The 12,872-nt window shown below is 45.2% G+C and carries 14 protein-coding genes; 4 read left to right on the forward strand and 10 right to left on the reverse strand.

Going from position 1 to position 12,872, the window contains the following annotated elements; translation table 11 throughout:
• Window positions 1-277: 277 nt before the first annotated feature.
• Window positions 278-1,159 (reverse strand): LysR family transcriptional regulator, encoded by an 882-nt coding sequence (locus ACE4RR_RS00680; protein ID WP_375533466.1) that lies wholly within the window; start codon window positions 1,157-1,159, stop codon window positions 278-280.
• Window positions 1,160-1,280: 121 nt separating this feature from the next.
• Between ACE4RR_RS00680 and ACE4RR_RS00685 the strand changes: the two genes are divergently transcribed.
• Window positions 1,281-1,841, forward strand: a complete 561-nt coding sequence (locus tag ACE4RR_RS00685; protein ID WP_375533610.1) for a flavodoxin family protein — start codon at window positions 1,281-1,283, stop codon at window positions 1,839-1,841.
• Between the two features lie 320 nt (window positions 1,842-2,161).
• Here ACE4RR_RS00685 and ACE4RR_RS00690 read toward each other — a convergent pair whose 3' ends face one another.
• Window positions 2,162-2,608 (reverse strand): hypothetical protein, encoded by a 447-nt coding sequence (locus tag ACE4RR_RS00690; RefSeq protein ID WP_375533467.1) that lies wholly within the window; start codon window positions 2,606-2,608, stop codon window positions 2,162-2,164.
• Window positions 2,601-2,813 carry a helix-turn-helix transcriptional regulator gene (locus ACE4RR_RS00695; protein ID WP_375533468.1) on the reverse strand — a complete coding sequence of 71 codons (213 nt, stop codon included), beginning with the start codon at window positions 2,811-2,813 and terminating at the stop codon, window positions 2,601-2,603. The genes ACE4RR_RS00690 and ACE4RR_RS00695 overlap by 8 nt, the downstream gene beginning before the upstream one ends.
• Before the next feature lie 294 nt (window positions 2,814-3,107).
• On the opposite strand from ACE4RR_RS00695, the gene ACE4RR_RS00700 reads away from it, so the two are divergent.
• Window positions 3,108-4,688 (forward strand): BCCT family transporter, encoded by a 1,581-nt coding sequence (locus ACE4RR_RS00700; RefSeq protein ID WP_375533469.1) that lies wholly within the window; start codon window positions 3,108-3,110, stop codon window positions 4,686-4,688.
• A gap of 257 nt (window positions 4,689-4,945) precedes the next feature.
• Here the strand turns inward: ACE4RR_RS00700 and ACE4RR_RS00705 are convergent, their stop codons facing one another.
• The 3 genes from ACE4RR_RS00705 to ACE4RR_RS00715 are packed head-to-tail and all read right to left on the reverse strand — an operon-like array spanning window position 4,946 to window position 6,845.
• Window positions 4,946-5,368: a VOC family protein gene (locus tag ACE4RR_RS00705; RefSeq protein WP_375533470.1), complete on the reverse strand. Its 423-nt coding sequence runs from the start codon at window positions 5,366-5,368 to the stop codon at window positions 4,946-4,948.
• Window positions 5,369-5,410: 42 nt separating this feature from the next.
• Window positions 5,411-5,770, reverse strand: a complete 360-nt coding sequence (locus ACE4RR_RS00710) for a Rieske (2Fe-2S) protein (protein ID WP_375533471.1) — start codon at window positions 5,768-5,770, stop codon at window positions 5,411-5,413.
• Complete coding sequence (locus tag ACE4RR_RS00715) at window positions 5,739-6,845, reverse strand: amidohydrolase family protein (RefSeq protein WP_375533472.1); 1,107 nt, start codon at window positions 6,843-6,845, stop codon at window positions 5,739-5,741. Before ACE4RR_RS00715 ends, ACE4RR_RS00710 begins: the two co-directional genes overlap by 32 nt.
• Before the next feature lie 381 nt (window positions 6,846-7,226).
• Here ACE4RR_RS00715 and ACE4RR_RS00720 point away from each other — a divergent pair, with 381 nt between their 5' ends.
• A complete protein-coding gene (locus ACE4RR_RS00720) occupies window positions 7,227-8,771 on the forward strand; it encodes a BCCT family transporter (protein ID WP_375533473.1) in 1,545 nt (514 codons plus the stop codon).
• A 56-nt stretch (window positions 8,772-8,827) separates the two neighbouring features.
• Here the strand turns inward: ACE4RR_RS00720 and ACE4RR_RS00725 are convergent, their stop codons facing one another.
• From ACE4RR_RS00725 to ACE4RR_RS00735, 3 genes are read right to left on the reverse strand one after another with little or no spacing between them, the layout of a single operon-like run.
• Window positions 8,828-9,064, reverse strand: a complete 237-nt coding sequence (locus ACE4RR_RS00725) for a hypothetical protein (protein ID WP_375533474.1) — start codon at window positions 9,062-9,064, stop codon at window positions 8,828-8,830.
• Complete coding sequence (locus ACE4RR_RS00730; RefSeq protein WP_375533475.1) at window positions 9,061-10,437, reverse strand: HAMP domain-containing sensor histidine kinase; 1,377 nt, start codon at window positions 10,435-10,437, stop codon at window positions 9,061-9,063. Before ACE4RR_RS00730 ends, ACE4RR_RS00725 begins: the two co-directional genes overlap by 4 nt.
• 4 nt (window positions 10,438-10,441) lie before the next feature.
• Window positions 10,442-11,140 carry a response regulator transcription factor gene (locus ACE4RR_RS00735; RefSeq protein WP_375533476.1) on the reverse strand — a complete coding sequence of 233 codons (699 nt, stop codon included), beginning with the start codon at window positions 11,138-11,140 and terminating at the stop codon, window positions 10,442-10,444.
• Between the two features lie 160 nt (window positions 11,141-11,300).
• Here ACE4RR_RS00735 and ACE4RR_RS00740 point away from each other — a divergent pair, with 160 nt between their 5' ends.
• Window positions 11,301-11,873 (forward strand): YdhK family protein, encoded by a 573-nt coding sequence (locus ACE4RR_RS00740; protein ID WP_375533477.1) that lies wholly within the window; start codon window positions 11,301-11,303, stop codon window positions 11,871-11,873.
• Window positions 11,874-11,925: 52 nt separating this feature from the next.
• Here ACE4RR_RS00740 and ACE4RR_RS00745 read toward each other — a convergent pair whose 3' ends face one another.
• Window positions 11,926-12,795: a sugar phosphate isomerase/epimerase family protein gene (locus ACE4RR_RS00745; RefSeq protein ID WP_375533478.1), complete on the reverse strand. Its 870-nt coding sequence runs from the start codon at window positions 12,793-12,795 to the stop codon at window positions 11,926-11,928.
• Window positions 12,796-12,872 lie beyond the last annotated feature (77 nt).

Genomic DNA, 12,872 nt, shown 5'->3' on the forward strand with positions numbered 1-12,872 from the left:
GCCCCCTTTTGCATGGTAAAAATGCAGTGGACAAGTCCTTCGCTTTCCGTGGGCAGCGCTTCATCTAACCAGACGAAACCCGCGCCCGGCGGATCTTCAGCCATTGCTCTTCCACTGGAGCCTTCGGACTTGTCCCCTGCTATCTTCTATTTAGGATACTACTTTTTCTATAAAAAGGGGCTTTTGCTACAGCCTCATCTTTTTTGTCCTGGCCACGCTGGCAAAGAAGACGCAGGCATGGCGCTGCGCCTGGGCTCAGCAGGGAGAGCGGGCAAGCTTATTTTTTCCAAATAACGGATCTCCTGTCCGCATCCAGATCAAACATCTGCAGCATCTCTAAAAAAGCTTCCAGGTTCGCAGACAACCATTTCTTGTTGTGGTAAGCTGCGTAAATACCAATTTCCTCGGAGGGGCTGTTCATTTGTGTTTCCAGCAAAGCTCCACTGTTCACTTCGTCTTTGACAACAAAGCGCGGCAGCATGGACTTGCCTAGTCCGCAAAGTACACATTTTTTTATGGCCTCGACACTTGGCAGTTCAATTTTTGCGAGATTTTGGTTTTGTTCGTTTTTTAAATAACTTTCCACTATCGGGCGCCAGCTGCAGGAATATTCCGTTACGAGCATCACGTCAGGCCGCTTTTCCGCCGGCCTTACTATAGAGAGCTTTTCACGCTTCAGCTCGTGTATGGTTAATTCTGAGGAAGTCCATTCAGAGGATTCTACCAGCACGGCGGCATCAATGTCCCCCTTCTGCAGCTGAGCGGACAAATTATCATAATGAATAGATTTCAACACTAATTCTACCTTTGGGTATTTTTCCATAAATTCCATAATCAGCTCCGGCAGCCAGTAAATCATTAACGATTCACTTGCACCGATCGTAAGCTGTCCCGACGGCTCGCCTGTGTTATCCAGGACAGCTTTTGATTGAGAATAAAGCTCAATAATGTCGTGAGCATATGGGAGAAAGTTTTTCCCGGCCTGCGTTAATGTAACATTTTTCCCCAGTCGGTCAAACAGCGGCTGTCCGAGCTCGCTTTCTAAATCTTTTATATGGGCAGTAATCGATGATTGGGCATACCCGAGCTCTTCTGCCGCTTTCTTGAACCCTCCTTCCTCCACAATTGTCTTCAGTGTTAGCAGGTGTCGAAGCTCCATGTAACTTCCTCCATTCATAAATAATGAATTAAATATTCAAAACTATCTATTTTACTGAACTATGAATTTATCATAAACTCAAGATAGTTCATTTACAAGAGGGAGTGGAGCTTCAATGAATATATTGGCTTTGTACGGCAGTTCAAGAAGACATGGAAATTCTGAATACCTTGCAGAAAAAACACTGGAGGAAGTGGAGCATCGCAGCATTTTTCTGTGTGAGCATGATATCAAACCGATTATCGACCAGCGTCATATACCGGGAGGGTTCTCTGAGGTGAATGATGATTATGAAGAACTGTTTACTTCCTTTTTGAAGCAGGACACTATTGTGTTTGTGACCCCATTATACTGGTTTGGCATGTCGGGACAGATGAAAATATTTTTTGACCGCTGGAGCCAGTATATGCGCGACGTTCGTTTTGATTTTAAAAAAGAAATGAGTAAAAAAAAGGCATACGTTATTATTACTGGAAATAACCCGGACCCTAACATGTCTGCGCTTCCTTTAATTCAGCAGTTTCAGTACATTTTTGATTATGCCGGGATTGAATTTGTTGATTATATTATTGGAAAAGCGAATGAACCAGGTGAGATCACAGCGGATGTTTACGCGCTGAAGAAAGCTGAGCTGTGGAACAGGGAGTTTTCGTCAATGCTTCAAAAGACCTCCCTGTCATAGTTTTAGAATAGCTTTACTAAGGAGGGGGCTGTATCAAAAGCCCTTCACGTAAAATACCATGGACGCCATCCCTCCAGATGGTGACCATGGTATTTTTTTAAGAATAAGAAAATTAGAACTTGTTGATTTCATCCCTGCAGGCGGACGCTTTCCGGTTGGCGGTGGTGCAGTCCGCTTAGAACGAGCATCCATCCTAATAACAAATCTCTTATAGAATCGAAAAAAGGGCTGTCAAAAGGTCATTTTTATGACCTTTTGATACAGCCCATTTTCAGCTTTTCTTATTTATATTTCTGGAAGTTTGAAAGGCTTACCCCAACTTACGCTGCGTAGGCCCGCTTCCACGCTGCTGCATACGCGATATTAATCCAGGTCAGCAAAAAGGCAATATAATAGATTGGGAAAAAAGGAAACTGATGGCCGATAAACGAGTATACGGTAAACACGAGAAACGATACAAAGAGAATCAGCAGGGTGTGGGTGTAGGCTACTTTCGTCGCGTAATTGGTAATCTGCTTCTCCCTTTCATCTAAATCTGCAAATTCTGATGGAGTGACCCACCACTTTCCCTTACTCACCTGTGGATTTTTATTTTTCCAAGTGTAGATCGTCCAAAAAACAGTTAGAACGAATAACAGCAAAAAAGGAATAAATGAAGTAATTTCAAATCGGGGGCTAAAGAAAACATAATAAACATTTGCAAAACTCCAGGCGAACACCCAATACAACAGTACACTAAAAATGGTTTCCGTCCATACTTTATTCATCTTCATCATTCTCCTCATAAAATAATTCATCGACACGCATTTGAAACACCTTCGCAAGATCAAAGGCTAACTGCAGAGACGGGACATAGCTTCCTTTTTCCAGCGCCACGATCGTCTGCCTTGTGACATTTACTTTGTCAGCTAAATCTGACTGCGTTAGGTGATCCCGCGCCCGCAGCATTCGAATGTTATTTTCAATGCTCATGACATCCTCCATTTTTCTTGTTACGAAAAATTGTAAAACAAACTATACATATTGTAAAGTTAAGTATACATATTTGATTTGCATTAACCATTTATCAACTGCTGAAATCTGCGGTGTGAAAGGCACCATTTGACATATAGTGATAAAATACTCATTTTTGACATTAATTTTTCCAAAAAAGGGTATACGTACTAGCAGAATAATTATGAGATGGGGGCTGATAATGTTGCAGCGGGCGGCATAAGCACATAAATTTTAGGTTAAAACTTTCATGAATTCAAAGGAGACATAATTATGGATAATAAAAAGAAAAAACTGAAATTCATGAACAGTATTTTTTGGGTTTCTTTTTCAATTATTTTTTTATTTGCAATATGGGGGGCATTTGCACCTGACATACTGGCTACGCAGGCGGAATCCGTTTATGGCTGGATTGCAAGTACATTTGGCTGGTTCTACCTGGTCTTTGTATTTTGTTTGATTATTTTCAATTTTTATTTAGCTTTCAGTAAATACGGGAAAATTCGATTAGGCGGGGATGATGCCAGGCCCAAGTACCCTCTCTTTACCTGGATTGCCATGTTATTCAGCTGCGGGTTTGGAGTAAGTATCGTATTCTGGGGAGTCGCTGAGCCGATGACACATTTTGGCACACCGCCTCCGTTTGAAGGAAACATAGAAGCTGGCACAGCAGAAGCTGCAAGAGAAGCGATGTGGAGTGCTTTTTTTAACAATGGCATCCACCAATGGGCCTCTTTTACATTTGTCGGACTTGCCATCTCGTACTTTTTGTACCGGCAGGAGGAACGAAGCTTAATTAGTGACACTATGAATTCGGTTATCGGACATACAGGCAAAAAGCCGCTCAGAAACACGATCGACATTATTGCTGTTATTGCTACTGTAATGGGGGTTGCTACCACCCTTGGGCTGAGTGTTCTGCAGATCAGCAGCGGTCTCGGGAGTGTGTTTGCGGTGCCATCTGGACAGATTACACAATTTGCGATTGTTGCTGCGATGTTCGTTTTCTTCATGCTCTCTACCCTGTCCGGGCTCGACCGCGGGATAAAATATTTAAGTAACGTCAACCTCGGACTTGCCCTTGTATTGATGGTCTCCGTTTTGTTTATTGGACCGACCGGATTTATTCTTGATTCGATTACGATGGGAATCGGCGACTATATGCAGAACTTTTTCCAGGCCAGCTTACGGCTTGATCAGTACACAGGCAGCACATGGGTTCAGGACTGGCCGGTTTATTACTGGGCATGGACAATTGCATGGGCACCGTTTGTAGGTATGTTTGTTGCACGTATTTCCAAAGGACGGACTCTCCGCGAATTTGTGCTCGGTGTAATGGTTGCCCCACCTTTAATTGGGATTATCTGGATCGGAATTTTTGGAGGAACTGCTGTAAATTTGGATCTGCTGCAGGGAACGGATATTGTCAGTGCCGTGGAACAAGATGAAGCGACCGCTCTGTTTGCCATGCTGGAAAACATACCATTTGGTACGATTTTATCAATCTTATCGATTTGTCTTCTGTTTACTTTTTTGGTCACTTCCGCCGACTCCGCAACATTCGTGCTCGGCATGATGACGTCCAACGGCGACCAGAACCCTTCAGGCCTCGTCAAAATTGTCTGGGGTACACTGATTGCTTCTCTTGCACTGATCCTCATCATCAGCGCAGGGCTGGAAGGACTTCAGACCGCTTCCCTGGTAGGGGCGCTGCCGTTCTCGATCGTTTTGTTCGTCGCCGCCATTTCGCTATTGAAATCCATACGTGCGGATTATAAAGAAACAAGACGATTAGAAGAGGAAGAACGCCAGCGGAAGATTCGAGAACAGATCGAAAATCACAGATCAAGCTAGATAGATTGGAAAATAACCGTGGAATCGCCTGTAGGAGGGAAAGTACGATTGCCTCCTGCACGGACACTGGTTCCGCTATTCGACGCAATCAGGGCCTATACACATCCAATAGATGCTAATAACGGATCCTATGTGCGAACCTTTGATTTTGAGCCTTTTTTGAAGAAATAGCTGATCTCATGTCCGCTCCGCTTCCCCCAATAACAAACAGAGAGACCTCTCCAACGTCCAACGTCGGGAGGTCTCTTCGATTTGTTTTAAGCTTCTTCCTCCCATTGCGGATTCCAGACTACTTCCCACACATGACCGTCCGGATCCTGGAAGTGGCCGGAGTAGCCGCCCCAAAAAGCTTTATGGGCAGGATATGTAATTGTGGCTCCAGCCGCTTCCGCCTGGGCCATTACTTCATCCACCTCTTCCGGACTGCCGACATTATGGCCTAATGTAAATTCAGCGGGATTTGGGGAAGTCTGTGAAACCTTTGCCTCGTGTGCTAGGTCTTTCCGGTTCCATATCGCCAGCTTCACTCCATTCTGCAGATCAAAAAAAGCAACGGCGCCATGCTCGTATTCTTTCCCGAGAATGCCTTCTGTCGGGAGTTTTAATCCATCTCGATAGAATACGAGCGCTCTTTCCAGATTATCGACTCCAAGGGTGATTACAGTTATTTTCGGCTTCAACCTTATTCTCTCCTGTCCAAAAGCTATGTTACATCTACCATATCACTTATACACAATAACTTCCTCTTCTTCCACCCTTACTTTAAAACTAGGAAGCTTTTTGGTCGGGTTCGCGAGCATTCGTCCTTCATTTGTGATATCGAATTCGCGGCCGTGCCAGGGACAGCGGAGAATTTCGCCTTTTCTGCCGTAGTGATACTTGCCCGGAGCGCTTTGTTCCATGGAGGTTCCGCACATAATGCCTTTATCGAGAGGAGCTCCCTGGTGCAGGCATTTGTTTAAAAAAGCATAAAAACGGCCGTCAGGAGTACGGCAGACAACAATTTCCTGACTTCCGAATGAGGTCGAAATCATTTCCCCCGGTTCAACGTCAGATATTTTGCAGACGGCTTGCTCGACCATGCTTTTCTTCCCTCCCGCCAGGCAGTTTCGGGTAGAACGCTTTCGCGTTATCCGCAAAGATCTTCTGTTTCAGCGCCGGGTCCATGCTGGGAAGCGCCCGGGATGGGGAGTCAAAGTCCCAGTGTGGATAATCAGTGGAAAAACAAAGCATTTCCTCTGAGCCCATCTGGTCAATGAGTGACTCAAATTCCTTTTTCGTTAATTCCTCTGCCGGCTGCGTTGTGATCCTGACCTGATCCTTCATGATTTGGCTTGGTTTTCTTTTCAGCCATGGCACCTCGTGGCGAAGATCGCGGAATTGCTGATCCATTTTCCACATTAAATGAGGAATGTACGTAAATCCGCCTTCGATCATGATGAGGCCAAGCTGCGGAAATTTATCAAATACCCCATTAAAAATCATATTCGTAATTTGTTTCATATGAGCGGTTGGGATCAGGGTGTGCCATTCGATGAAATAGCGCGGCCACTTTCCGTAATAGACGGGCGGTTCGTTATGGTGCATTCCGATCATTAGATGATGCTTTTGTGCCGCCTCGAAAATAGGGTGGTAGTAAGGGTCTCCCCACATAATGTCGTCAATGGGAAGAAGAACCTGCACCATCTTAGGATGGGAGCCCACTCTTTCAATCTCTTTAACTGCGACGTCCCGCTCCTGAGCTGCAATATGTACAGATCCGTACAGGCGCTCATCCTTTTCAAGCCAATGTTCGATCTGCCAGTTATTATAGGCTGTCGCGAGTGAAGCAGCCATCTCATACCAGCCATGCATGGAAGAGGGGGACGGGTCGAGTGCGCTCGTTAAAATGCCATATTCGTGACCGATGTCGTCGAGCAGCTGCTTCTGCATAAATGCTAAGTCTGAACCCGCCGGGCGGCCATCCGGAAGCACCGCATCAGCCCGGTCCACCCCAGCAGTTGCAGGCTGCGTATAGGGCATGTGCTTCTCCTGCATCCAGTGACAATTTGTTATATAATGCTTGAACGGCTCCTCGAGGTATTCGAGAATGTCCTGGTACTGCACTCGCTCATGAATATCGGTGTCTACAATCGGTATTTGGTGGTGTTTTGCCACAAGAGCCCTCCTTTTTAAAAATTATCTCTTCCTTTAGCATAGCAGTGCCTGTGCCGGGCCTCCAAACCTGATGAGAGGCCTTGTCCTTAAATCAGATGGTTCAGTGAGCTCCAGTGACGCTCAGTGACGCTCAGTGCCATCTTCTTATAACAGCTTGTCATGATAGAGAGTGCTGACAAGCATCGGAAATGGATATTATCACTCCCTCACGTGAGATAAGTATCATTTAAAATCTGGCGTTTTACCCGGGCAAATGTCTTAGAATCAATGTTGCAAATACTCTAAAAGGTATGTAGTATGATAGTCTATTGCTAAAATTCGTCATTCTTCCCTAAAATCCATGAAATTTTTATCTATATTCTTTCTAGGAGAGGTGATTGTTTGAGAAACGCAACATCAGTTTTCTGGTACAGCCTTGCCATATGCGGCCTTGTCGTATTATGGGGCGGAGCTGCGCCGGAGCATTTAGAGGGCGTCACTACCAATGTGACGGCATTTATTTCGACGTCGTTCGGATGGTATTACTTACTACTTATTATGTTGATTCTCGGTTTCTGCGTATACTTAATATTTTCCCGCTTTAAAAAAATCAAACTCGGAAAAGAAGAGGATCAGCCGGAATTCAGCCTGCCCGCCTGGTTTGCCATGCTGTTTAGTGCTGGTATGGGGATCGGCCTTGTGTTCTGGACCACCGCCGAACCGGTGTCTCATGCTTTTTTGAGCAGTCCGAGCGGAGAGGAAGGCACCGCCCGGGCCATCCGGGAATCTCTTCAATACTCGTTTTTCCATTGGGGTGTCCATGCCTGGGCCGTTTATGCGATCGTTGCGCTGGTTCTTGCTTATTTTAAATTCCACAAAGGCTATCCAGGCCTTATCAGCGCCACTCTTGTACCTATTTTTGGACAAGAGCGGATGGAAGGAAAAACCGGCAGATGGATCGATATCCTCGCTGTATTTGCAACTGTAGTAGGTGTTGCTGCGACACTTGGTTTCGGTTCTGCTCAAATCAGTGAAGGCTTACACTTTTTATTTGAGACTCCGAACAATTACGGTTTTCAATTAATTATTTTAATTATCGCTACAGTATTATTTATTATTTCAGCCTGGTCTGGCATCAGCAGAGGGATTAAATATTTGAGCAACATTAATATGGTACTTGGCATCTCCCTGATGATTCTGCTGTTAATAGTCGGGCCGACGCTGTATATTTTGGACATGTTCACAAGCTCGCTCGGCCTGTACACTACGAACTTCTTTAACATGAGCTTTGAATTAGAGCCATTAAACGATGAAAGCCGTTCCTGGCTCGACAGCTGGACGATTTTTTACTGGGCCTGGTGGATCTCGTGGTCTCCATTTGTCGGTATCTTTATCGCAAGGATTTCGAGAGGACGCACCATCCAGGAGTTTATGCTTGGCGTGCTGTTCGTTCCCGCCGTGCTCTGTTTTTTCTTTTTCGCTGTGTTCGGTGTATCCGCCTTGAATATTGAACAGCAGGGCATTGCTGCTATCTCTGATTATCCGATGGAAACCGCAACCTTCGCGATGCTTGATCAATATCCGCTCGGCTTACTTATGTCCTTGATCACCATCGTCGTTATTGCGATTTTCTTTATAACTTCGGCTGACTCCGCTACCTTTGTGCTTGGCATGCTCTCAACAGGCGGTTCGATCAACCCATCCGGCATCGTAAAAATTGTGTGGGGCTTATGCTTATCTGCCATGGCTGCCATTATCGTTTATTTCGGAGGAACGGACGGACTTCAAAACGTACTCATCATTGCAGCACTGCCGTTTTCCGTTGTCATCCTGCTGATGGGATACTCCTTTTACCGGGCCGCGAAAGCAGAGGTGCGCGCTGAAATTAAAAAGGAAAGCTGGCGAACCAGACGTAAGTCAGCGAAAGAAGCGGCACGGGCAGAATAATAATTCTGCTGGCAGTAGTACTTCTGTACAGCAGTCCTTGAACGAAAAAGGAGCCTTTATGGGGCTCCTTTTTTTGATGCCTTCTCTTTCCTGTTGTTTATTTTTAGTCGAATCACCCCATACACAATACTTCCCAAACATACCGGCACAAGTATCCAGATACAAAGGTAGAGAAGATGAACCAGGTAAGCGTGGGGGCTCGTGGTTCCCGCAACGATAAACGGCGAGATGACCAGGCAGTGCAGGCCAACCGCTATGAATACTAATCCTATCAGCCAATCCAGCTTCTTCATTCTTCCTCCTCCCTTGCTTCTGGAAATTGAATAGTAAACACAGTGCCCTTCCCTGTGCTGCTTTCAACATGAATAGTTCCGAACTGAAGATGAACTAGTTGATTTACAATGGCAAGACCGAGTCCGGTGCCTCCAAGCTTTCGTGTTCGTGATTTTTCTACCCTGTAAAAGCGTTCAAATACGTTAGGGAGCTCTTCTTCGGGGATTCCCGGGCCGGTATCTGAAATGGTGGTTTGAACATATCCATTATTAGCATGCACTTTGATATGAATAAAACCTTCCTCCGTATAGCGCACCGCATTCTGTAGTAAGTTCGAGTAGATTTGCGCGATTCTTACTCCATCAGCAACGATGAAAGGAATATGATCCTCAATCTGGACAGTAACGAGAAGATTATTTTTGTCCGCCTCTACTTGTATTTTTTCTGCGGCAGCCCGTGCAATGTCCCCGCAATGAACTAGTTCCAGATGAAGCGGAAAGCGCTCCTCCTCCATCCGGGAAAGCTCAAATACGTCGTGAATGAGCCGGTTCATCCGTTGTGCTTCTTCTTGAATAACACGGATATATTGATTTTTTTCCTCTTCAGTCTCGTAAAGTTCTTTGATCAGTGCGTCGCTGTACCCCTGCACATAAGCGAGTGGAGTACGCAGCTCGTGAGAAACATTCGAAAAAAATTCCCTCCGGCTGTTTCGGTATCTTTTTAATTCGCCTGCTAAATCATTCATCGATTTTGAAAGAGAGCCTAATTCATCTTTGTTTGAAGGAGGTACAGAAATGTCGAGATCCCCTTTAGACATTTGCCGGGCTGCTTTCTCCATTGCTTTAATGGGATTTGTGAGATTTCTCGAAATAATAAATGTGAATCCGAGCGCCAATAAAAAGGCACCTGCACCGGATAATATGAGTGCATACCTCACTTCTGTCACAGAGCCGTTCATTAAATCAACAGGAGTAAATATGTAAATTTCTGCAGCCTCAGAAGAATTCCCTGTCACTTCTCCTGCTGCTGCAAAATAAGACTGATGATTGTTTTGATTTACGACTTGGCCGTTGCTGCTGAGTTCTTTCTCATCTGTTTTCGGAGAAAAACCACGAATATTCTCAGATTCACTGAGAATCATGTTCTTTTCATCGAGGATGATGATTTCCCTTTCTGTATTCTCAGCAAGGGAGTCCGTAAAGCTCTCTAAATCGTTCGTTTCGATTCCGGAAAGCAGCGCTGCCTGCTGGGAGGCTAATTCTTCTGTCTCTTCCTGTAAATGATGATAGCTGTAATTAGTGAAAATTTGATTTAGTACAAAACCAAGCGGCAGCAGTACAATTAAGAACAGAAGGATGATGGAGCTGCTGAGTTTGAAAAAAATTGTATTCATCTGCTTACAACCCTTCTGGCTGATGAAATCTGTAGCCTATTCCCCACACTGTTTTAATTGGGTGAAAGGTCAATCCTTTCGTCTTTACCTTCGTTCTAATATTTTTCACATGAGTATCTATCGTACGGGGATCATGCGATTCGTTGACCGGCCAGATCTGCTCCATGAGATTTTCACGTGTGTATACCCGCTGCGGATGACTTGCGAGAAGGTATAAAATATCAAACTCCTTCGGTGTGAGATCAACCAGCTGACCAGCCACTGTTACGTCCCGGGTATTCTCAATGATAACCATTTCGCCTGCCTGTATCTTTCCGTCTTCTTTTTTTTTCCCGTTACCGGTTCTTCTGAGCAGAGATCTCACTCGTGCAGCCAGTTCCTCCGGAGCAAATGGTTTCACGAGATAATCATCCGCTCCTAAGTTTAATCCCTTCACTCGATCCTCTACATTACTCTTCGCAGTCAACATTAATATCCCAGGACTGTTATCAAAGCGATTCAAACGCCTGCAAACGTCCCAGCCGTCTGTACGCGGCATCATAATGTCCAAAATGATAACGTGATAGACTTCATCCAGATTTTTTTGTATTGCTTCTTCACCGGATGCTGCCAAATCTATCTCATATCCTTCGTTTGCCAAATGTATCTTTACGAGCTGACGCATATTCTGCTCGTCATCTACAACTAATATACGGTCCGCCACACCATCTTCCCTCCCTTTCCTATCATCTTTAGTGTAAGTGATATTTATGTGATTTTTGTGAACATTTCTCACGTTTCATTGTGATTGCTGCCTTCTCCATAATTTCTCTATATTTTACGGGTACGCTGAAAATGGAGTAAAAAAGAGAGGAGAATCTAAAATGGCAAAGATTATATTTTCTATCTTCTTCACATTCGTATTAGCCGCCTGCGGGACGGATGACGAAGAAATGAATCATGATGAGGACATGAACATGGAAACCGAATCCGGAGAAGAGGAGGAAATGGACCATGAAGGAATGGATCATTCCAGTTCGGGAGAAGTACCTGACGATTTAATAGAAGCCGAAGACCCTGCTTATGACGAAGGAAGCAACGTGATTCTTGAAGCGGATCACATGGAAGGAATGATGGATGCAAAAGCAACGATCGCCGGCGCGTTTGATACTGTGGCTTATACCGTTTCCTACACTCCAACAGACGGAGGAGAGGAAGTAAGCGATCATAAATGGGTGATTCATGAAGAAATAGAAGAAGCGGGAGAAGAAGCACTTGAGCCCGGCACAGAAGTCAACTTAGATGCGGACCATATGGAAGGAATGGAAGGGGCTGAAGCAGAAATTGATTCTGCCGAAGAAACGACGGTATATATGGTGGATTTCACTCCGACAAACGGAGGAGAGGAAATAAGCAACCATAAGTGGGTAACTGAAAGTGAAGTAACTGCTGAATAACCTTGTTATGGTGAATCCCCCGTTGTTTAACGGGGGAGCTTGTAATGTTCGCTTATTTGATCCGCTCTTTCCAAAGTTGTTTAATCGTATCCAGCCCGAGTTTTGCGCCTTTGCGACAGTCTTCCATCCCTTCAAATTCAACCGACACATAGCCCTCGTAGCCGGCTTCCTGGATAAGCGCTGCGATTTCTGAGATGGCGACATCTCCATGACCAACAATAGCCCCGCGCAGGTACCGGCCGTTTGCTGTCCTGGTCCAGCCTTCTTTAACAGGTAAGGATGCATCGCGGCAGTAAAAATCTTTAAAGTGGACCATCGATGCGTAAGGCAGATTGTTTGCCACTGCAGCGACTGGGTCCTCATCCACACAGAGAAAGTTCCCGATATCAAGAGTCGTTTTAAAATTATCCCGATTCACCGCATGGACGATACGCTGCACGCGTTCGCTTGCCTGTACGTAAAAACCGTGATTTTCTATACTTGTAATGATGTCGTACTGGCTCGCATAATCGGCGATTTCCCGACAGGCCGACACCAGCTTTGGCAGATCCTCTTCAAAAAAAGCGTAAGTTGTTTCCTCGGGCTTACGTGAAGCCACATCATGACGCACCCTTGCGGCCCCGAGCTGAACTGCTGTATCTACTTGCTTTTTCACTGTCTCAATTTCCGCGCGGCAGGCTTCTTCTGAATCTTGAACGAAGTTGGCGCCAACCGCATAATTAGAAATTTCCAGCCCTCGTGCTTGTGCCCTGCAAGCAATCTTCTCCACAAGCGAAGGGTCTTCGAGCAGATCAAAACCAACCGGAACAATTTCAATATGATCAGCCCCAGTATCCGCTACATAATCGACAACATCAAGGATAGTCATTTCCCCTGCCTGCATCGCCTGAAATAAACTATACGAACTAATTCCTGCCTTCACACACATTGCCTCCCTATTTCATAACACTCCCATGATTTAATTTCAGAGATTTACCCTCGTCATTTACCTGGCTTCAG

This window comes from Alteribacillus sp. HJP-4, assembly GCF_042139015.1.
In the GTDB taxonomy this organism is placed as follows: domain Bacteria; phylum Bacillota; class Bacilli; order Bacillales; family Marinococcaceae; genus JBHIKY01.